Origin of the sequence: Agromyces sp. CCNWLW213 (genome assembly GCF_037199545.1) — a bacterium.
In the GTDB taxonomy this organism is placed as follows: Bacteria; Actinomycetota; Actinomycetes; order Actinomycetales; family Microbacteriaceae; genus Agromyces.
Genome location: NZ_JBBBDX010000002.1, coordinates 428,737 through 448,032, shown reverse-complemented (window position 1 = coordinate 448,032; position 19,296 = coordinate 428,737). Strand labels below are relative to the sequence as shown.

Genomic DNA, 19,296 nt, shown 5'->3' with positions numbered 1-19,296 from the left:
CACCCTGACGAGAGCGATCGTCACGGCCGACGAGGACGGCACCCGCCGTCGCTTCGGTCGTCGCGGCCCCGACGCCCCGACGCGAGCGGGACTGAAGGCCCGGAACGGTCGGGAGACGGCGACCGGCTACACGTTCCTCCTCCCGTGGATGATCGGCTTCCTCGGCCTGACACTCGGGCCGATGCTCTACTCGCTGTACCTCGCCTTCACGAAGTACAACCTCTTCACCGAGCCCGAGTGGATCGGCTTCGACAACTTCGTGCGGATGTTCACCGAGGACCCGCAGTACATCCAGTCGGTGCAGATCACGCTCGTGTACGTGCTGGTCGGGACCCCGATCAAGCTCGCCGCCGCGCTCGCGGTCGCCATGCTCCTGAACTACCGCGACCAGGGCTCGACGTTCTTCCGCTCGTCGTTCTACGCCCCGTCGCTCATCGGCGCGAGCGTCTCGGTGGCCATCGTCTGGCGGGCGATGTTCTCGACCGACGGTCCCGTCGACAGCACGCTCAGCGTCTTCGGCATCGAGCTCGGCGGCTGGGTGGGCAACGTCGCGCTCGTGCTGCCGATGATGATCCTGCTCGCGGTGTGGCAGTTCGGCGCCCCGATGGTGATCTTCCTCGCCGGGCTCAAGCAGGTGCCCCGGGAGCTCTACGAGGCCGCGGAGGTCGACGGCGCGGGCCCGATCCGCAAGTTCCGCTCCGTGACCTTCCCGATGCTCTCGTCGGTGATCTTCTTCAACCTGCTGCTCGAGCTCATCAACGCGTTCCAGGTGTTCGCGTCGGCGTACATCATCTCCAACGGCTCGGGCGGACCGGCCGGCATGACGAACTTCTACACCGTCTACCTCTACAAGCGCGGCTTCGCCGACCTCCAGATGGGCTACGCGGCCGCGATGGCCTGGGTCCTCGTGATCGCCGTCGCGATCATCGCCGCGATCCTCTTCAAGACCCAGAAGTCGTGGGTCCACTACGCGGGAGACAACCGATGAGCACCTCCACCATCGAGCAGCCCCGGGCCGAGTTCCTCGAGGTCGAGCTCCAGCCCGCGTCATCCGGTCGCCGCCGCATCAAGCGCACGACGCTCAACACCGTCATCTGGTTCGTCGTGCTCGGCGTGCTGACCGCGATCGTGCTCTACCCGCTCGTGTGGCTGCTGTTCGCGACGTTCAAGCCGTCGAGCGAGTTCGGCCAGAACCCGGGGCTCCTGCCCGACGCCCCGACCGTCGACAACTACTTCAAGGTCCTCGAGGGAATCGCCGGAACCCCGCTCTGGCGGTTCTTCGCGAACTCCCTGTTCATCGCCGTGATGGCCGTGATCGGCACGCTGTTCTCGTCGGCGCTCGCGGCCTACGCGTTCGCCCGGGTGCAGTTCCGCGGCGTCGGGATCCTGTTCGCGGCGATGATCGGCACCCTGCTGCTGCCGTTCCACGTCGTGATCATCCCGCAGTACATCATGTTCCAGAAGCTCGAGCTCGTGGACACGTACTGGCCGCTGATCCTGCCGAAGTTCCTCGCGACCGAGGCGTTCTTCGTGTTCCTCATCGTGCAGTTCATCCGCAACATCCCGCGCGACATGGACGAGGCGGCGCGCATCGACGGCGCGGGCCACTGGCGCACGTTCTTCTCGATCATCCTGCCGCTGATCAAGCCGGCGCTGATCACGAGTGCGATCTTCACGTTCATCTGGACGTGGAACGACTTCCTCGGCCCGCTGCTCTACGTCAACAGCCCCGAGCAGTATCCGCTGCCGATCGCGCTCCGCCTGTACAACGACCAGACGTCGACCTCGGACTACGGGGCGACCGCGGCGGTGTCGTTCCTGGCGCTCGTGCCGATCCTGATCTTCTTCATCGTCTTCCAGCGGTTCCTGGTCGACGGCGTCGCCACCCAGGGTCTCAAGGGCTAGGCGAGCGGATGTCGCGGACGAGCGAGCGGGCGGCGCGCCACGCCGAGCGGTCGGGCTCCGGTCCGACCCGCTCGGACGCGCCGCCGGCGCGCTTCCCCGGTGCGACGAGCGCGTTCGGACTGCTCGGCGAGGTGCTCCTCGTGGGCGTCCTGGTCGCCGTCGTCTCGATCCCGATCGTGACGCTCCCCGCCGCCCTCGCGGCGGGGGTCCGCCACCTGCAGCGGTTCCTCCGCGCCGAGCACTCGGCGCTCGGGCTGTTCTGGGCCGACGTGCGGGCCGGATCGCCGGGCGGCATCGGCGTGGGCGCGGCATCCGTCGTGCTCGTGCTGCTGCTGCTCCTCGACATCGACCTCGCCGGCAGCGGCGCGCTCCCGGGAGGGCCGGTGGTCGCGGCGGTCGGCTGGGCGGGACTCGCGGCCCTCGCCCTCGCGGTGTTCACGGCCGCCGGCCGATGGTCGCCCGAGCTCGGCTGGCTCGGGGCACTTCGCGAGGTGCCGCGCACGGTCGCGTCCGATCCGGTCGGCGCCGCGTACCTCGTCGCGGCCGCGGTGTTCGCGGTCGTCGTGACCTGGCAGCTCCTGCCGCTCGTCGTGCCGGCGCTCGGCTGCGTCGCGCTCGCGATCGTCGCCGTGCCGGAACGGCCGCGCCGCGGCGAGCGGAACGCGGGCGACGCTGCGCGCGACGCTCGCGCTCCGCGCGACGTCTGACGCCTCGGGGCGTCCGCTTGCGCGCCGGGCGCAGGATGCGACGCTCGGCGTCGTCGTGCACTGGGGGCGTACTCGGTCCCCGCGCGGGCCGAGCCGCCGCTCGAGCGCATGAGCTGCAGGCGCTCGCGCCACGCGGAGCGGGGCACGCGCGAGAATGCAGCTCGCTTGGGACCGGGACCGCCGGCCGGCCGGCCACCTCGACCCACCGCTCGTCAGCGCCAGGCGATCGTGGCGATCGCGCCGTTCGACCTGGCCGGGCGCGTGAGCGGCGCCGGAATGCCCCCGGGCGCGAGGCGCAGTGGCATCCGCTCCGTCGGATCGGTCCGGGACTCGGTCACGGCTCGTGCTCCCAGGTCGGTCGGAAGTGGTCGTTGACGACAGGCTCGCACTCAGGCTACAGTTCCGGCAAGCGCTTTCCCACTATTCTCGAGCGCACCCCCAGACCCATACGGAGGACGACGATGTTCACGAGGAACGGCCGGCGCAGTCTGCTCGCCGCCGCAGCCATGACCGGCGCCGCGGCCCTGGCCCTGACCGGCTGCTCGAGCGCCGGCACCGAGGCATCCGCATACGACCCCGACGAGGAGGTGACGCTGAACTTCACCTGGTGGGGCAACGAGGACCGCGCCGAGCGCTACCAGCAGCTCATCGACGCGTTCCAGGACGAGCACCCGAACATCACGATCGACGGGACCTTCACCGACTTCCCCTCGTACTGGGAGAAGCGGAAGACCGAGGCGGCCGGCGGCGGCCTCCCCGACGTGTGGCAGTTCTCCGACTCGTACCTCCGCGAGTACGCCGAGCCGGGCCTGCTCCTCGACCTCGGGACCGTCTCCGAATACGTCGACTTCGACGCATTCGAGGACTCGCTGCGCGAGACCGGCCAGCTCGACGGCACCCAGTACTCGCTTCCCACGGGCTACAGCGCCTGGGCGGTGTTCCTCAACGACAAGCTGCTCGCCGACGCGGGCGTCGAGCCCTACGAGGGCGGCACCTCCCACGAGGAGTACACCGAGTGGATGGCGTCGGTGACCGAGGCGACGGGCGGGACCGTGTACGGCGGCACCGACCTGACCCAGCGCATCCAGAACTTCGAGAACGTGCTGCGCGCCCAGGGCGAGAACCTCTACACCGAGGACGGCGAGCTCGGCTTCACCGAGGACCAGCTGCGCGACTTCTGGGACTCGGGCGCCGACGCGCGCGACGGCGTGACGATCCCGCAGCAGCAGCTCGAGGAGATCGCCCCGATCTCGGGCTTCGGCTCGAACCGCACCGCGAGCGAGGCGAGCTGGAGCAACTTCCTCGGCGGCTACCTCGCCGACTCGGGTGCCGAGTCCGTCACGATGGTGCCGCCCCCGACCGACGACCCCGACGGCAAGGACCTCTACCGCCAGGCCGGCCTGCAGATGGCCATCTCGGCCGACACCGAGCACCCCGAGGCGGCCGCGCTGTGGCTCGACTTCGTCGTGAACAGCGAGGAGGCCGGCGAGATCTTCGGCACCACGCTCGGCTTCCCCGCCTCCGAGACCAAGCTCGCCGGGACGACGCTCGAGGGCGTCGACGCCCAGGTGGCCGACTACCTCGAGTCGGTGTCCGACCGCATCGGCGACGCCCCGCCCGTCCCGGTCGTCGGCTACGGCTCGCTCGAGCAGACCTTCTGGGATCTCGGCAAGTCGATCGGCCTCGGCGCGATCACCGTCGACGAGGCGGTCGAGCAGTTCTTCAGCGAGGCGCAGGTCATCCTCGGCTGACCGCGCGGCACCACCCGCACCGAGTGGGCGAACCCGGCGGCATCCGGTCGAACGGACCGCCGGGATCGCCCACTCGGGTGTTCGGGCCGGACCCCGCTCCGACGAGCGCACCCGACGAACGAGGAGACCCCGTGCACTACGGCGCCGACTACAACCCCGAGCAGTGGCCCGAGGAGACCTGGTCCGAGGACGTGGCGCGCATGCGCGAGGCCGGGGTCACCATGGTGAGCCTCGGCATCTTCTCGTGGTCGCGCATCCAGCCGCGCGAGGGCGAGTTCGACTTCGGCTGGCTCGACCGGGTCGTCGACCTGCTGCACGAGGGCGGCATCGCCGTCGACCTCGCCACGGCGACGGCCTCGCCGCCGCCGTGGGCGACGGCCGCCTACCCCGAGATGCTCCCGCAGGATGAGGACGGCGCCACCTACTGGCCGGGCAGCCGCCAGCAGTTCGCGCCGTCGTCCCCCGTGTACCGCCGCCTCGCGGGCGAGCTCGTCACGGCGCTCGCCGAACGCTACGCGCGGCATCAGGCCGTCGTCATGTGGCACGTGAACAACGAGTACGGATGCCACCTCCACGCCGACTTCTCGGACAACGCCCGGGACGCGTTCCGCCGTTGGCTCGCCGACCGGTACGGCGACGTGCACGCCCTGAACGACGCCTGGGGCACGAGCTTCTGGTCGCAGCGCTACCAGTCCTTCGACGAGGTGTTCCCGCCGCGCAAGGCGCCGTACTCCCGCAACCCGGGCCAGGAGCTCGACTTCCGACGGTTCACGAGCGACATGCTGCTCGAGTGCTACCTCATGGAGCGCGAGCTCATCCGCGCGGCGGGTGCGACCCAGCCCGTCACCACGAACTTCATGGGGGCGTTCAAGCCCGCGAACTACGCGCAGTGGGCCGAGCACATGGACGTCATCAGCGACGACGCCTACCCCGACCCCAACGACCCGGAGTCGTTCCGCGCGGCCGCCTTCCAGCGCGACCTGGTCCGGTCGCTGAAGCCCGACGTGCCGTGGATCCTCATGGAGCAGTCGACCAACGCGCTCAACTGGCGGCCGTCGAACGCTCCGAAGGCGCCCGGGCAGATGGCCGCGCTGAGCGCGCAGGCGGTCGGACGCGGGGCCGGCGGCATCCTGTTCTTCCAATGGCGGCAGTCGCGGGCGGGCGCCGAGAAGTTCCACTCCGCGATGCTGCCGCACGCCGGCACCGACACCCGCACGTGGCGCGAGTCCGTCGCGCTCGGCGAGGCGCTCGCCGCGCTGCCCGAGCTGCCCGCGGGCGAGGCGACGAGGAACGCGCGCGTCGCGCTCGTCTTCGACTGGGAGAACTGGTGGGCCGTCGAGGCGTCCGACCACCCGCAGAACCGGCTGGACTACCTCGCGATCATCCAGTGCTGGCACCGCGCACTGCACCGGCGGCACGTGCAGGTCGACGTCGTGCCCGCCGCTCGCGTCGGCGACGGCTACGACCTCGCGATCGCACCCCTGCTGTACCTCGTCCGCGAGACGGATGCCGCCGCGCTCGCCGCGTTCGTCGAGGCCGGCGGGCACCTGCTCGCGGGGCCGTTCACCGACGTGGTCGACGAGATCGACCGGTTCCGCGAGGGCGGGTTCGCCACGCAGCTCGGCCCGCTCTGCGGCATCCGCGTCGAGGACTTCGGGGCGCTCGTGCCGACGGACGCCGCGCCCGGCGAACCGGGCGAGCGCGCGGCGCCGTTCGCGGGCGACGGCGGGCTCGCGGGAACCGGCACGCTGGTCGCCGAGGAACTGCACGTGGTGTCGGACGACGCACGCGTCGAGGCCGTGTTCACCGCGGGCCGCCGCGCGGGCGACCCGGCGCTCACGGTCCGCGCGGCCGGCCGCGGCACCGCCCGCTACCTCGCCACCATCCCCGACGAGGAGGGCGTCCACGCCGTCGTCGACCGACTCCTCGCGGCGACCGGGGTGGAGCCGGTCGCCGCGGGGCTCCCCGAGCACGTCGAGGCGGCGCGCCGCGGATCGCTGCTCACGTTCGTCAACCACGGCGGACCGGCGGCATCCGTCGACGTCACCGGAACCGACGCGATCACGGGCCAGCGGGTGGACGGCGTCGAGCTGGAGGCGTACGACTGGTGCATGGTGCTCGCCGACTGAGCACCGGCCACGAGACGAACCACCAGCCGACGAGGAGCCTCCGATGCGCGCGATCATCCTGAGCGGTGCCGGGCGGTACGCCGACCCGTGGCACCCCTACCCCGAGACCACCGCCCGCCTCGCGTCCATCGTCGGCGAGGCCGGGTTCGAGGTCGAGGTGCGCGACGACGTGGATGCCGCGCTCGCGGCGCTCGGCGACGACGTGCGCCTGCTCGTCGTGAACGCGGGCGACCCCACCGTCCCGTCGCCGGAGGGTGCGGCACCCGGCCCGCCCTCGGCGGCGGGCGCCGTGGACGGCACCGCGCTCGAGGCCGCGATCGACCGCGGCATCGGAATCCTCGCGATGCACTCCTCGGCGTCGAGCCTGCGCGACCATCCGGCGTTCCACCGCGCGATCGGCGGGCGCTGGGAGGACGGGATCTCGTGGCATCCGCCGTTCGGCGAGGCCCGCGTGCACCTGATCGGCAACCACCCCGTCCGCGACGGGCTCGCCGACTTCACGCTCGAGGACGAGCGCTACACGGGCCTGCGCCTGCACGACGTGATCGAGCCCATCGCCGAGCACGAGGAGGGCGGATTCAGGCATCCGCTCGTCTGGGCCAGGGAGTTGGGGCGGTCCCGGCTGGTCTACGACGCACTGGGGCACGACACCCGCTCGTACGATTCGGCCGAGCATCGCGCCCTCATCGCGCGGGCGATCGAGTGGCTCTCGCACGTCCCGGCGCCCACCGGCGGGTGGACGGGCGTGTCCGCCGCATGAGCGCGGCCGCTCCGCGCCGGGTGGTGGTCGCGCCCGACTCGTTCAAGGGCACCGCGACCGCGACCGACGCCGCAGGGGCGCTCGCGCGGGGATGGCGATCGGTCGCGCCCGCCGACGAGCTCGTCGCGAAGCCCATGGCCGACGGCGGCGAGGGCACGCTCGACGCGTTCGCGACCGCGGTCCCGGACGCGGAGCGCGTGCCCGTCACGGTGCAGGGCCCCGACGACCGGCCCACGGACGCCGCATGGTTGCGACTGCCCGACGGCACCGCGGTCGTCGAGCTCGCACTGACGAGCGGCATCACCCTGCTCGACCCGCTGCGGCCGCTCGACGCGCACACGGTCGGCTTCGGGCAGGCGATCGCCGCAGCGCTCGACGCGGGCGCCGCGCGGCTGCTGCTCGCGATCGGGGGGAGCGCGTCGACCGACGGCGGAGCGGGCGCGCTCGCCGCGCTCGGCGGCATCCTCCTCGACGCGCAGCAGCGGCCCGTGCGGCTCGGCGCGCGCGGCCTGGGCACGCTCGCGCACGTCGACCTGTCGGGCCTCCGCGCACTCCCGTCGGGCGGCGCACTGATCCTCGGCGACGTGACCAACCCGCTGCTCGGACCGTCGGGCGCGGCAGCGGTGTTCGGGCCGCAGAAGGGCGCGACGCCGGCGATGGTCGAGGCCATGGAGGAGAACCTCGCGCGGCTGGCGCGCGGCGTGCCGGACGGCGAGGCGCTCGCCGCGACGCCGGGCGCGGGCGCGGCCGGCGGGACGGGCTTCGGGCTGCTGGCGTGGGGCGCGACGATGGCGGCCGGCGCCGGCGCCGTGGCCGAGGCGATCGGGCTCGGTGAGGCGCTCGCCGGCGCCGACCTCGTGATCACGGGGGAGGGCCGCTTCGACGGCCAGTCCGCGGCCGGCAAGGTGCCGAGCGAGGTGGCCGCGCGGGCGGCGGCCGCCGGCGTGCCGGTCGCCCTCGTCGCCGGTGCCATCGAGGCGGACGCCTCCGGCTTCGCCGCGTCCGCATCCCTGACCGAGCTCGCGGGCCGCGGCGCGGCCGCGATGGCCGAGCCGCTGCGCTGGCTCGAGGCCGCGGGTGCGGCACTCGCCGCTGCGGTCAGAGCATGACGGATGCCTCGGCGTCGGCGCCGCGTGCGATCGTGAACGTCGCAGCAGCGGCATCCGTCGATCGCGACGGGCGCACCGCGTAGTCGCCGGCGAAGCCGCGGACGGCGAGTCGCCCCGCGGCATCCGTTCGCGCCGTCGTCGGCGGGAACCACCACTCGCGCTTGACGAGGTCGCGCAGCGCGTCGAACGAGGGCTTGGGCGTGCCATCCGCCCGGAGCAGCCCGATCGGCGCATTCAGCCACGCGCCCCGGTCGGTGATGCCCCAGTAGGTGATCGACTCGACGGCCGGATGGCCGACGAGAGCCCGGTAGTGACGCTCCAGCTCGTCGGCCTGGCGCGCCTCGCCCTCGGGTGTCGAGGGCCACTCGTCGACCTGCCAGTCGTTGAGGTCGACGACGTGGGGCGGCATGAGGTCGCCCGAGACGAGCGACGTCTCGGTGAAGTGCAGGGGCAGGCCGTAGCGGGCGAAGCGGTCGGCGATCCCCACGAGCGCCTCCTCGCCGCGGAAGCCCTGGTGCATGTGGGTCTGCAGGCCGATCGCATCGAGTCGGATCCCGGCCTCGAGCACGCCCTCGATGAGGCACTCGTACGCGCTCGAGAGGTCGAAGTCGTTGAGCACCAATGTCGCGCGGGGGTTCGCGGCGCGCGCCTCCTCGAACGCGAGCCGGATCATGTGGATGCGCCCGCGGGCGCGCGCCAGCGGCGTGATCGCGTTGTCCTCGGCCCCGAACACCGGCATGATCACGACCTCGTTGATCGCGTCCCACGTGTCGATGAGGCCGGCGAAATCGCCGGCGTCGCGACGGATGCGGGCGCGCAGCGTCTGCTCGACCTGGTCGAGCGGGCGGTCGAGCAGCCACGCGGGCGCGAGCGTGTGCCACGCGAGCGGGTGCCCCTTCACGGCCACGCCGCGGTCGCGGAACCACTCGGCGGCGCGGCGCAGCTCGTCGGTGCGCGGGCGTCCGCGCTCGGGCTCGAAGTCGCGCCAGTAGAACGGGAGCGTCGCCGCGTTGAAGACCTCGACGTAGCGCTCGCCGAGCTCGTCGTCGCCGGGCTCGGCCCGACCGTTCGCGAGGTCGACCAGGTCGAAACCGATGTTGCCGAACGTGAACGCGTGGCCGGTCTGCCCGACGACGACCTCGGTGTCGGCGAGCGGCGCGCCCGCGGCATCCGTCACCTCGAGCGTCGTCGTGCCGAGCCGGTGCTCGGGGCCGCCGCGCGTGCCGACCGGGGCGAGCGAGCTCACGCGCCCCCCGCGCGGGATGCCGCTTCCGCCGGATCCGGGGCGCCGGGTGCCGGCGGAACCGGCACCTCGATCGTCGCGGCGTGCGTGACCGCGGCAGCGCGCGCGGCGTACTGGTCGCGGATCAGCGGGCGCGGGTCGGGGGTCAGCTCGTCGGCACCCTCGACGGGCCAGGCCGGCCGCTCGCCGCCGAGCGCCCAGGCCGCCTGGCGCGCGGCGCCGTCGGCGACGTACTCGCCGGGCGCGGGCACCACGACCGGCACGTCGAACACCTGCGCCGCGATGCGCCGCACGGCCGGGTTCTGCGCGGCCCCGCCGATGAGCAGCACCCGGCGCGCGGCGACCCCTTGGGACCGCACCGCGTCGAGGCCGTCGGCGAGCCCGCAGAGCAGTCCCTCGACCGCGGCGCGCGCGATCGAGGGGCGTGTCGTGTTCGCGAGCGTCAGCCCCGTGAACGAGGCCGTCGCGTCGGGCAGGTTCGGGGTCCGCTCGCCCTCGAAGTACGGCACGAGCACGGCGCCGGACGCCCCGGGCTCGGCCTCGAGCGCGAGGCGCCCGAGCTCGGCGTGGTCGACGCCGAGCAGGTTCGCGGTGGCGTCCAGCACTCGCGCGGCGTTCAGCGTGGCGATGAGCGGCAGGAACCGGCCCGTGGCATCCGCGAACCCGGCGACCGTGCCCGAGACGTCGGCGACGGGGGCATCCGTCACGGCGAACACCGTGCCGCTCGTGCCGATCGACACGACCACGTCGCCGGATGCCGCGTCGAGCCCGAGTGCCGCCGCCGCGTTGTCGCCCGCGCCGGCACCGACGAGGATCCCGTCCGGCGTGCGACCGGCCGCCTCGCCCGGGCCGAGCACGCGGGGGAGGACCGCGTCGTGCCCGAGGGCGAGGACGAACAGGTCGCGGTCGTATCCCTCGGCGCCCCAGTACGCCGTACCCGACGCGTCGGACCGGTCGGTCGCGAGCTCCTCGAGCACGGGACCGAGCGGCGAGTCGGCCTCGGGACCGTATCCCCGCAGGCGCCAGGTCAGCCAGTCGTGGGGGAGCGCCACCGCCGCGACCCGGTCGGCGTTCTCGGGCTCGGCGTCGCGCAGCCACCGCAGCTTCGTGGCGGTGAACGACGCGACGGGAACCACGCCCGTGCGGCGGGCGTACCCGTCGGCGCCGACCTCGGCGATCAGGTCGCGCGCCGCCTGCGCCGAGCGCGTGTCGTTCCAGAGCAGCGCATCGCGGATGACACGCCCCTCGGCGTCGAGCACGACCATGCCGTGCTGCTGCCCGCCGATCGACACGGCCTCGACGCCGTCGAACCCGCCGGCGTCGGCGAACGCGCTGAGCAGCGCGCCCCACCACGCGGCGGGATCGACCTCGGTGCCGTCGGGATGCGGCGCGCGACCGGAACGCACGAGCGCCCCGGTCGCGGCATCCCGGATCACGACCTTGCACGACTGCGTCGACGAGTCGACGCCGGCGACGAGGGCCACGGTGTCCTCCTGATGAGCGAGATCGGTCGAGTGATGCCGTTCCCGCCGAGTGATGCCGGCGGAACGGCATCACTCGCGGCGAGGTGCATCACTCGGCGGGGATGGGTGGGTCGCGGGGTGAGCGGGACGGCGGGGTGGGCGGGACGGCGGGACGGCGAGCGGTGGTCAGCCGCGCGCGCCGAGCAGGTGCTCGGTCGCGAGCTGCTGCAGGCGCACGAAGCCGAAGCCCTCTCCACCGAGGTACGCCGACGCGTCGAAGTCCTCGAAGGCCGAGCGGTCGGCGAGCAGGTCGTCGTACGACTCGCCCTCGCCGAGCGTGGGCTGCGCGAGCTCGGGCACCTTCGCGGCCTCGAGCGCCTCCTGCACCTCGGGGTCGGCGCGGAAGGCCGCGGCGCGCTCCTTGAGCAGCAGGTACGTGCGCATGTTGGCGGCGGCCGACTCCCAGACGCCGTCCTCGTCCTCGGTGCGGCTGGGCTTGTAGTCGAAGTGTCGGGGGCCCTCGTACGCCGGGCCGCCGTCGGGCCCGCCGAACTCGAGCAGGTCGACGAGCGCGAACGCGTTGTGCAGGTCGCCGTGGCCGAAGACGAGGTCCTGGTCGTACTTGATGCCGCGCTGGCCGTTGAGGTCGATGTGGAAGAGCTTGCCGTGGTAGAGCGCCTGGGCGATGCCGGCGGCGAAGTTGAGGCCCGCCATCTGCTCGTGCCCGACCTCGGGGTTGAGGCCGACGAGCTCGGGGCGCTCGAGCGACTCGATGAACGCGAGCGCATGGCCGACGGTGGGCAGCAGGATGTCGCCGCGGGGCTCGTTCGGCTTCGGCTCGATCGCAAAGCGGAGGTCGTAGCCCTTGTCCGTCACGTAGTCGCCGAGCAGGTCGACCGCCTCGCGGTACCGCTCGAGCGCCGACCGGATGTCCTTGGCTGCGTCGTACTCGGCGCCCTCGCGCCCGCCCCACATGACGAACGTCTTCGCGCCGAGCTCGGCGGCGAGGTCGATGTTGCGGATGACCTTGCGGAGCGCGAAGCGACGCACCCGGCGGTCGTTCGAGGTGAAGCCGCCGTCCTTGAAGACGGGAGCGCTGAACAGGTTCGTGGTGACCATCGGCACGACGACGCCCGTGTCGGCGAGGACCTGCTTCAGCCGGTCGATCTGCGTCTGGCGCTCGCCGTCGGAGGAGCCGAACGCGAACAGGTCGTCGTCGTGGAAGGTCAGGCCGTAGGCGCCGAGCTCCGACAGCCGCTCGACCACGTGGACGACGTCGAGGGCGTTGCGCGTCGGCCCGCCGAAGGGGTCGGTGCCGTTGTAGCCCACGGTCCACAGGCCGAAGGAGAACTTGTCGTCGCGGGTGGGCGTCACTGCCATGTGCGGGCCTTTCGGGCATCGTCATCGATTTGTTGGCCTGTCCAACATAACTGATGGTCCAGGCGCTCCGCAAGACGAGCGGCGCCATCCGATCGCAATTTTCGTGGCTAGACTTCGAAACATGTCAACGGATGCCGCGACGGAGCGCGTCACGCTCGCCGAGATCGCCGACGAGGCGGGGGTCTCGCTCTCGACGATCTCGAAGGTCCTCAACGGGCGATCGGATGTCGCGGCCGCGACGCGCGCGCGCGTCGAACGGGTCATGTCCGAACGCGGCTACCGGCGGCGCGGCGCGGGCCGGTCGGAGTCGCGCGCGGAGCTGATCGAGCTCGTGTTCCACGAGCTCGACCCGATCTGGTCGATGGAGCTCATCGACGGGGTCGAGTCCGTGGCGAAGCAGCACGGGCTGTCGGTCGTGCTGACGGTGAGCGGGAGCCGGCACTCGCCCGACCCGGACTGGATCGACGGCGTCATGCGCCGCCGGCCGGTGGGCGTCGTGCTCGTGTTCAGCGACCTCGCGCCCGAGTACCGGGAGCGGCTGCACGCGCGCGCCATCCCGTTCGTGATCGTCGATCCCGCCGGCGATCCGTCCGCCGATGCGCCGTCGGTGGGCTCGGCGAACTGGTCGGGCGGGCTCGCCGCGACGCGGCACCTCATCGAACTCGGTCACCGCCGGATCGCCGCGATCACCGGCCCGGCCGACATGATGTGCTCGCTGGCCCGCATCGACGGCTACCGGTCGGCGATGAACTCCGCGGGACTGCCGATCGACGAGTCGTGGATCCGGTTCGGGGACTTCCACGTGTCGGGCGGACGCGACCGCGCCCGCGAACTGCTCGACGCGCCCGAGCGGCCGACCGCGATCTTCGCCGGCAGCGACATGCAGGCGCTCGGGGTGCTCGAGGCGGCGCGCGAGCGCGGCATCCGGGTACCCGAGGAGCTCTCGGTGGTCGGCTACGACGACATACCGCTCGCGGCGTGGCTGACCCCGAAGCTCACGACGGTGCACCAGCCGCTGCGCCGCATGGGCGAGGAGGCGACCCGGCTCGCCGTCCGCCTGGCCGACGAGCCGCCGGGACCGGGCGCGCCGACGCCGCGCATGGACCTCGCCACGAGCCTCGTCGTCCGCGAGAGCACTGCCCCGCCGCCGGCATCCGTCGTACCCTGAGGCGATGGGCGACCTCCGGTACTCCATCAACGTCACGGTCGACGGATGCTGCGACCATCGCGAGATCCCGGCCGACGAGGAACTGCATCGCCACGCCGTCGAGACCCTCGCGCGGGCCGACACGCTGCTCTTCGGCCGGGTGACCTACCAGCTGATGGAGGAGGCGTGGCGGCTGCCGTCGGCGCTCGATGCGATGCCCGAGTGGACGCACCCGTTCGCGCGGACGATCGACGCGGCGAGGAAGCACGTCGTGTCGAGCACGCTCGATCGGGTGGACTGGAACGCCGAGCTCGTGCGCGGCGACCTGGAGGAGTCCGTCCGGCGGCTCAAGGCCGACTCGGAGCGCGGCGTCTTCGTCGGCGGCGTGACGCTGCCGATGGCGCTCGCGGAGTTCGGGCTCATCGACGAGTACGAGTTCGTGGTGCACCCGCGGGTGGTCGGGCGAGGCCGCCGGCTGTTCGACGGGCTGCCCGATGCGCTCGACCTGCGGCTCGTCGACCGCGAGGACTACGCCTCGGGCGCGGTCGCGCTGCGGTACGAGCCGCGGCGCTAGGCGTCGACATCGCCGCGGTGGCCGTCGATGCGCGACGGTGTCGTGCGCGGTCGCACGCTCGTCCGATCGCCGGGATCGGGCTCCCCTGCGGCCGCCCGCCTCGCTCGGTAGCATGCCGCGCATGGCCATACGACTGGACAACGTCGGGATCGCCGTCCGGGATCTCGAAGCGACGATCGCCTTCTTCACCGACCTCGGCCTCGAGGTCCTCGGCCGGGACGAGGTGAGCGGCGAATGGACCGACACCGCGGTCGGCCTGGATGGGAACCACGCGCGCATCGCGATGCTGCAGACGCCGGACGGCTCGGGCCGGCTCGAGCTGTTCGAGTACCTCGACGACCTCGCCATCGAGACGCAGCCGACGCTGCCCAACGAGATCGGGATGCACCGCGTCGCGTTCTCGGTCGACGACATCGACGAGGCCCTCGCGATCGCCGCGCGGCACGGCTGCCATCCGCTGCGGGGCGTCGCCGAGTACCGGGACCTCTACCGGCTCACGTACCTGCGCGGGCCGAGCGGCATCATCGTGATGCTCGCCCAGGACCTGACGAAGGAGGCCGGCTGACGGCAGGCCGAGCACATGCCGGCCGGCTCCGCGGCGGGGTCGGTCATTCCCGCGGGATGACCGCGATCGCATCGATCTCGACGAGCGCCCCCGGCTTGGCCGGAGCCACGGCGAGCACGGTCACGGCCGTCCGGTGCGTGCCCCAGACGGCCGCGCTCGCCGCATAGGCGTCGGTCGGGTCGACGTCGGGGGCCAGGTGGATGTTGAGCTTCGCGACGTGCTCCGGTCCGGTGCCCGCCTCGGCGAGCACGGCGAGCACGTTGCGCAGGGCCTGCTCGGTCTGCGCGCGCAGGCCGTCGAGCAGGGCGCCCGTGGCATCCGTGCCGTTCTGGCCGCCGACGTAGAGCGTGGGGCCGGATGGCGCGATCATGCCCTGCGCGAAGGCGGGGCTGCGGGGCAGCTGGTCCGGGTCGACCGGGGTGACGTGGGTCATGGCGGATCCTCTCGGTTCACGGCCGAGTCTCCTCCCGGGCACCGACATCGCCCCTCCCGCTCCGTCGGGGCGAGGCGGGCGGAACGAGGACGAGGGCCCCTGCATGGCAGGGGCCCTCGTCGCGCCGGTGGACGGGTCGGTGCCCGTCCGGCTCGGCTCGGCTCAGTGGCGGTCGTCGCGGTCGCGGTCGTAGACCTCGCGGCTGCCGGCCTTCGCCAGGCCGCGGCTGACCATGTACCCGATCGTCAGCAGCGTGGCGAAGAACCACACCTGCTCCGCCCCGAAGCCCTGGCCGTCCTCGTTGCCGTCCACGACCGCGGAGGCGATGAACATGCCGACGAGGACGACGACGTAGGCGATGAACTCGGTGGTCTTGAAGGCCGCCTTGGTCTCGGTGGTGAGGCGGTCGACGCCGTTACGGGTGTTGGTGCTCATACGTTGATCACGTTTCTCTTCATTGGTGCTCGTCAGTGCGAATTGCACCGACACCGATGTAAGCAGTACGGCGCAGCATCCGACGAATGCGCCGTGCCCCCTTGCGCTACCAGGTGAGCAGCAGGAAAAACCCCCGGTCGGAGGCTCGTCCGTGCACGGCCGCCCCGGCGTCTCCGCCCGGCGGGCACGACGCCGCCGGCCGGGGACTGCTCCCAGCCGGCGGCGCCGCGTGTCGGGGCGGTCAGGAGGACGGTCGTCCCGCCGCCGACGGGACGGCGACCGTCGCGGAGGCGACGCCGGGCTCGAGCCCGGCGGAGGTCGCCGTGACGACCACCGTCAGCTCGGTGCCCCGGTCGCGGCCGGTCACGCGGTACGACGCACTCGTCGCGCCGGCGATGTCGACGCCGTCGCGCTGCCACCGGTAGGCGACCTCGACGCCCTCGGGGCTCCACTCCCCGGGGTCCGCGACGACGACCCGGCCGGCGAGGGCGTGACCCACGATGGACGGCGCCGTCACGTTCTCCACGACCGTCGGCGCGGGGAGAGCGACGAACCGTCCGACGCCCCAGCGGGCGGTGGACTGGTAGCCGGCGCCCGTCGGGTCCGCCCAGTTGCGGATCGACGTCCGCTGTCCGCCGGCCGCGTCGTTGACCTGGACGTCGAGGCCGTGGAACGAGCCCTCGCCCGCGGCGTCGCCGAGGTCGACGGACAGCTCGACGACGTAGCCGCCGTCGACGAGCGCCGTCGCGCTCTGCACGCGGGCCCGCTGGAACGCCTCGTCACCCGTGCCGAACGACACCGCGTTCGCGGCGCTCACGCGGATCTGCGTGTCGTCGTACCGGTACGAGCCGTTCTTGGCGTTGCCCGGGTCGACGTAGACCTCGACCGAGTCCTGGATCCACGGGTCGGAGCCGCTCACGTCGACCACGGGGTCGGCGACCTCGGCGAGCACGTGGAGCGTGTCGCCCGACCACAGGGTGCGGACGTCGGCCGTGGCCCCCGTCTCGCCGACGACGGCCTTCTCGGTGCGGACGACCGCGGCGTCGCTCCACGCGGCCTCGATCACGCCGTCCACCGCGGGCGCGGCGTCGGCGCGGACGACCTCGACGTACGAGAGCGGCTCGACGAGGGTCAGCGTGCCGAGCACGCCCGGAGCGTTCCATCCGGCGGTCTCGGCCGAAGCCCCCGCCACGCGGAGGTCGAAGGCGAGCGAGTCGCCCTCGCCGACGCCTGCCAGGGGCACGTGGGCGACGACGTCGTACCCGCCGTCGCGCTCCTCGACGATCGCCTCGACGTCGCCCGAGCCGTCGCGGACGACGGTCGCGACGGCCTCGCCCACCTGGAGCTCGACGCCGTCACCGGCGTCGGCCGTCGCATCGTCGACGCTCGCGAAGACGGTCAGGTGGTCGGCCGCCCAGCGGAGCTGGAACTCCGCCACGTCCTCCACGGCGTGCAGCGGCAGGCGCGCCCACTCGGGCGACGCCGTGGCCGCATCGTCGAGGGCCACGTCGCCCGCGAACACGTTCGCGGCGCGCTGCGGGGCGGGGAGCTCGCCGTCGACCGCGCCGAAGTACGCGGGCTTCGCCCGGTACCGGTCGTCGAACAGGAGCGGCGCCCCCGAGCCGGCGCGCCAGCTGCGGCCGTCCGTCAGGCCCCACACCGTGACCGAGTACAGCGACTCGGCGTGCTCGCGGAACACCCGGAAGGCGTCGCGGTAGTAGTAGCCCTGGTCGACGAGCTTCGCCTGCGTGACCGGGGTGCCGGTCGTGACGTCGAGCTCGGTGACCGCCTGCGTGACGGGCAGGTCCTCGAACGCGACGATCGCCTGCTCGAGCGCCGAGACCGGCATCGCGAGGCTCACGTGGAACTGGTGCCCGACGCCGTCGACCGGCACGCCGCGCGCGAGGAGCCGCTCGACGAGCGCACGGTAGCGCTCCTGCTTGCCGCCCTGCTCGGTGTTGTAGTCGTTGATGAACAGGGTGACCGGCCGCTCCGCGCCATCCGCCGCGTGCTCCTCGTTGAAGGCCTCGTCGGCGTACGCGAACGAGAGGTCGATGAACTCCTCGCCGAGGATGCGGTACCACTCGCTGCGGCGCAGGCCGTCGGCGAACTCGCTGCCGTCCGAGACGACCTCGTTCACGACGTCGAACGCCCGCAGCGGGTTGGTCTCCGAGCCGAAGGGACCGTAGCGGTCGGCCAGGTAGGAGGCGACGTCGAAGATGTGCGTCCGCAGCCGCTCGCGCAGCACCGCCCTGCCCGCGTCGTCGGCCGCGAGCGGCCGGCCCGTCTCGTCCTGGAAGAACGCGGGCGGCGTCTGGCTGTGCCAGACGAGCACGTGGCCGTACGCGCCGAGGTCGTGCTCCTGCGCGAAGTCCATGAGCGCGTCGGCCTCGACGTTCGCGGTGACGAAGTCGCCCTTCGCGTCGTACCAGGCCTCGGGCTTCATGAAGTTCTCGGGCGTGACCTGGTCGAAGTGCCGCAGCAGCAGCTCGGATGCCGCACCGGAGGTCTCCCGGCTGTCGATCGCGACGCCCACGGGGAAGTCGACGGTCTCCAGGATGCCCGTGAGGTCCTCGATCACCGGGGGCTCCGGCACGCGGAGCACGACGTCGTCGACGTAGAGGTCGCTGACGTTGCCGACCGCGCCGTCGTCCCAGCGGGTCTCGAAGTAGAGCAGCGAGGCGTCGGCGTCGGAGCCCTGGAAGGTCGCGGTCACCTCGGTCCAGCCGCTGTTCGTCACGGCGTCGAACTGCGCGAGCGTCGCGAAGGCGGTCGTGCCGCCGGTCGTGTTCGCGCGGCTGAGCCACACGTCGTCGACGGGCTGCCCCTCGCCGAATCGCACCCAGGCGGTGAGCTCGTAGGTGACGGAGGGGTCGAGCAGGCCGGTCACGTCGCGGCCGATGCCGTCGCCCTGCGTCGCTCGCGCCGTCACGACCGCGGACTGCGTTCCGCCGTGCGCCTGCGCCGTCGACAGCTCGACGGACGCGGTGGTCGTCCCGCTTCCGCCGCGGAGCGTCCAGCCGTCGAGCCCGTCCTCGAAGTCGCTGTCGATCACGACCTCTCCGACGGGGGGCGGCCCGGTTCCGGCGTCCTCGGTCGTGATGACGAGGTCGTCGACCAGGAACGACGGATGGCGGTCGTCGATCGGCGCCGCCTCGACGTAGAGGTCGGCGCTCGCGAGGCCCGAGGGGAACGTGTAGCTGCCGCCGATCTCGACCCAGCCGTCGGCGGTCGCCTCGACGGCCCCGCCGATCCACGTGTAGGTGTTCGAGCCGCCGCCCGCGGGGGCCTGCTCGGCCGTGAAGTGGATGCCGCTCGCGCCCGACTCGCCCGGGGGCAGCTTGACCCACGCCGAGAACTCGTAGGTCGCGCCGGCCTGCAGGCCGAGTGCGGCGGCGCTCGCCGACACACCCTGCCACTCGGCCGTGCGTCCCGTCACGGCGAGGCTCCTCGTGCCGCCGTGGGCCTCGGCGTCGGTGACCGCGAGGGAGACGCCGCCGCGCGGGCCCCATGGGCCGGCGGTGCCCTCCTCGAAGTCGGTGGCGCTCACCGTGACGGGTTCGGCGCTCGCCGAGGTGGCGAGGCCCAGCGTCGCGAGCACGGCGGTGGCCGTGGCGAGCGCGAGGGATCCCAGTGTCCTTCGTCGATGCATGTGCTGCGCTCCTTTGCGCGGTCGGTGGTGTGGTGCGGGGTGC

Annotated in this window: 17 protein-coding genes; 10 read left to right on the top strand and 7 right to left on the bottom strand. The window is 72.8% G+C overall.

Features of this window, described 5'->3' with window-relative positions; all coding sequences use genetic code 11:
- Positions 1 to 4: 4 nt before the first annotated feature.
- The 3 genes from WBQ80_RS06355 to WBQ80_RS06345 are packed head-to-tail and all read left to right on the top strand — an operon-like array spanning position 5 to position 2,612.
- Positions 5 to 988: a carbohydrate ABC transporter permease gene (locus tag WBQ80_RS06355; protein ID WP_442892718.1), complete on the top strand. Its 984-nt coding sequence runs from the start codon at positions 5 to 7 to the stop codon at positions 986 to 988.
- Complete coding sequence (locus WBQ80_RS06350) at positions 985 to 1,905, top strand: carbohydrate ABC transporter permease (protein ID WP_336572653.1); 921 nt, start codon at positions 985 to 987, stop codon at positions 1,903 to 1,905. Before WBQ80_RS06355 ends, WBQ80_RS06350 begins: the two co-directional genes overlap by 4 nt.
- 8 nt (positions 1,906 to 1,913) lie before the next feature.
- A complete protein-coding gene (locus WBQ80_RS06345; protein ID WP_336572652.1) occupies positions 1,914 to 2,612 on the top strand; it encodes a hypothetical protein in 699 nt (232 codons plus the stop codon).
- Between the two features lie 212 nt (positions 2,613 to 2,824).
- Here the strand turns inward: WBQ80_RS06345 and WBQ80_RS06340 are convergent, their stop codons facing one another.
- On the bottom strand, positions 2,825 to 2,950 hold the full coding sequence (locus WBQ80_RS06340) for a hypothetical protein (RefSeq protein WP_337282495.1): 126 nt from the start codon (positions 2,948 to 2,950) through the stop codon (positions 2,825 to 2,827).
- A 123-nt stretch (positions 2,951 to 3,073) separates the two neighbouring features.
- On the opposite strand from WBQ80_RS06340, the gene WBQ80_RS06335 reads away from it, so the two are divergent.
- From WBQ80_RS06335 to WBQ80_RS06320, 4 genes are all read left to right on the top strand, one after another.
- Positions 3,074 to 4,363 (top strand): ABC transporter substrate-binding protein, encoded by a 1,290-nt coding sequence (locus WBQ80_RS06335; protein WP_336572651.1) that lies wholly within the window; start codon positions 3,074 to 3,076, stop codon positions 4,361 to 4,363.
- A gap of 131 nt (positions 4,364 to 4,494) precedes the next feature.
- Entirely contained in the window at positions 4,495 to 6,492 is a 1,998-nt protein-coding gene (locus WBQ80_RS06330) for a beta-galactosidase (RefSeq protein ID WP_336572650.1), read from the top strand.
- Between the two features lie 43 nt (positions 6,493 to 6,535).
- Positions 6,536 to 7,252, top strand: a complete 717-nt coding sequence (locus tag WBQ80_RS06325; RefSeq protein ID WP_336572649.1) for a ThuA domain-containing protein — start codon at positions 6,536 to 6,538, stop codon at positions 7,250 to 7,252.
- Positions 7,249 to 8,361, top strand: a complete 1,113-nt coding sequence (locus WBQ80_RS06320) for a glycerate kinase (RefSeq protein ID WP_336572648.1) — start codon at positions 7,249 to 7,251, stop codon at positions 8,359 to 8,361. The genes WBQ80_RS06325 and WBQ80_RS06320 overlap by 4 nt, the downstream gene beginning before the upstream one ends.
- On the opposite strand, the gene WBQ80_RS06315 is transcribed toward WBQ80_RS06320, so the two are convergent.
- The 3 genes from WBQ80_RS06315 to xylA all read right to left on the bottom strand — a co-directional run bounded on the left by WBQ80_RS06315 (position 8,351) and on the right by xylA (position 12,447).
- A complete protein-coding gene (locus tag WBQ80_RS06315) occupies positions 8,351 to 9,607 on the bottom strand; it encodes an endo-1,4-beta-xylanase (protein ID WP_442892717.1) in 1,257 nt (418 codons plus the stop codon). The genes WBQ80_RS06320 and WBQ80_RS06315 overlap by 11 nt on opposite strands.
- Complete coding sequence (xylB, locus tag WBQ80_RS06310) at positions 9,604 to 11,088, bottom strand: xylulokinase (RefSeq protein ID WP_336572647.1); 1,485 nt, start codon at positions 11,086 to 11,088, stop codon at positions 9,604 to 9,606. The genes WBQ80_RS06315 and xylB overlap by 4 nt, the downstream gene beginning before the upstream one ends.
- Positions 11,089 to 11,253: 165 nt before the next feature.
- Entirely contained in the window at positions 11,254 to 12,447 is a 1,194-nt protein-coding gene (xylA, locus tag WBQ80_RS06305) for a xylose isomerase (protein WP_336572646.1), read from the bottom strand.
- 121 nt (positions 12,448 to 12,568) lie between these two features.
- On the opposite strand from xylA, the gene WBQ80_RS06300 reads away from it, so the two are divergent.
- The 3 genes from WBQ80_RS06300 (at position 12,569) to WBQ80_RS06290 (ending at position 14,733) form a co-directional block, all read left to right on the top strand.
- On the top strand, positions 12,569 to 13,615 hold the full coding sequence (locus tag WBQ80_RS06300; RefSeq protein WP_336572645.1) for a LacI family DNA-binding transcriptional regulator: 1,047 nt from the start codon (positions 12,569 to 12,571) through the stop codon (positions 13,613 to 13,615).
- Positions 13,616 to 13,619: 4 nt separating this feature from the next.
- Complete coding sequence (locus WBQ80_RS06295; RefSeq protein ID WP_336572644.1) at positions 13,620 to 14,168, top strand: dihydrofolate reductase family protein; 549 nt, start codon at positions 13,620 to 13,622, stop codon at positions 14,166 to 14,168.
- 121 nt (positions 14,169 to 14,289) lie between these two features.
- Positions 14,290 to 14,733 (top strand): VOC family protein, encoded by a 444-nt coding sequence (locus WBQ80_RS06290; protein WP_336572643.1) that lies wholly within the window; start codon positions 14,290 to 14,292, stop codon positions 14,731 to 14,733.
- A 43-nt stretch (positions 14,734 to 14,776) separates the two neighbouring features.
- Here the strand turns inward: WBQ80_RS06290 and WBQ80_RS06285 are convergent, their stop codons facing one another.
- From WBQ80_RS06285 to WBQ80_RS06275, 3 genes are all read right to left on the bottom strand, one after another.
- Complete coding sequence (locus WBQ80_RS06285) at positions 14,777 to 15,166, bottom strand: RidA family protein (RefSeq protein ID WP_336572642.1); 390 nt, start codon at positions 15,164 to 15,166, stop codon at positions 14,777 to 14,779.
- 162 nt (positions 15,167 to 15,328) lie between these two features.
- Positions 15,329 to 15,601: a hypothetical protein gene (locus WBQ80_RS06280; protein WP_336572641.1), complete on the bottom strand. Its 273-nt coding sequence runs from the start codon at positions 15,599 to 15,601 to the stop codon at positions 15,329 to 15,331.
- Between the two features lie 241 nt (positions 15,602 to 15,842).
- Positions 15,843 to 19,253 carry an endo-1,4-beta-xylanase gene (locus WBQ80_RS06275; protein WP_337282494.1) on the bottom strand — a complete coding sequence of 1,137 codons (3,411 nt, stop codon included), beginning with the start codon at positions 19,251 to 19,253 and terminating at the stop codon, positions 15,843 to 15,845.
- Positions 19,254 to 19,296: the final 43 nt, after the last annotated feature.

Bases quoted from the DNA above. Each gene is read 5' to 3' on its own strand.
- WBQ80_RS06350 (WP_336572653.1), top strand. From the start codon at position 985: ATGAGCACCTCCACCATCGAGCAGCCCCGGGCCGAGTTCCTCGAGGTC.
- WBQ80_RS06345 (WP_336572652.1), top strand. From the start codon at position 1,914: ATGTCGCGGACGAGCGAGCGGGCGGCGCGCCACGCCGAGCGGTCGGGC.
- WBQ80_RS06335 (WP_336572651.1), top strand. From the start codon at position 3,074: ATGTTCACGAGGAACGGCCGGCGCAGTCTGCTCGCCGCCGCAGCCATG.
- WBQ80_RS06325 (WP_336572649.1), top strand. From the start codon at position 6,536: ATGCGCGCGATCATCCTGAGCGGTGCCGGGCGGTACGCCGACCCGTGG.
- WBQ80_RS06320 (WP_336572648.1), top strand. From the start codon at position 7,249: ATGAGCGCGGCCGCTCCGCGCCGGGTGGTGGTCGCGCCCGACTCGTTC.
- xylA (WP_336572646.1), bottom strand. From the start codon at position 12,447: ATGGCAGTGACGCCCACCCGCGACGACAAGTTCTCCTTCGGCCTGTGG.
- WBQ80_RS06300 (WP_336572645.1), top strand. From the start codon at position 12,569: ATGTCAACGGATGCCGCGACGGAGCGCGTCACGCTCGCCGAGATCGCC.
- WBQ80_RS06295 (WP_336572644.1), top strand. From the start codon at position 13,620: ATGGGCGACCTCCGGTACTCCATCAACGTCACGGTCGACGGATGCTGC.
- WBQ80_RS06290 (WP_336572643.1), top strand. From the start codon at position 14,290: ATGGCCATACGACTGGACAACGTCGGGATCGCCGTCCGGGATCTCGAA.
- WBQ80_RS06285 (WP_336572642.1), bottom strand. From the start codon at position 15,166: ATGACCCACGTCACCCCGGTCGACCCGGACCAGCTGCCCCGCAGCCCC.
- WBQ80_RS06280 (WP_336572641.1), bottom strand. From the start codon at position 15,601: ATGAGCACCAACACCCGTAACGGCGTCGACCGCCTCACCACCGAGACC.
- WBQ80_RS06275 (WP_337282494.1), bottom strand. From the start codon at position 19,253: ATGCATCGACGAAGGACACTGGGATCCCTCGCGCTCGCCACGGCCACC.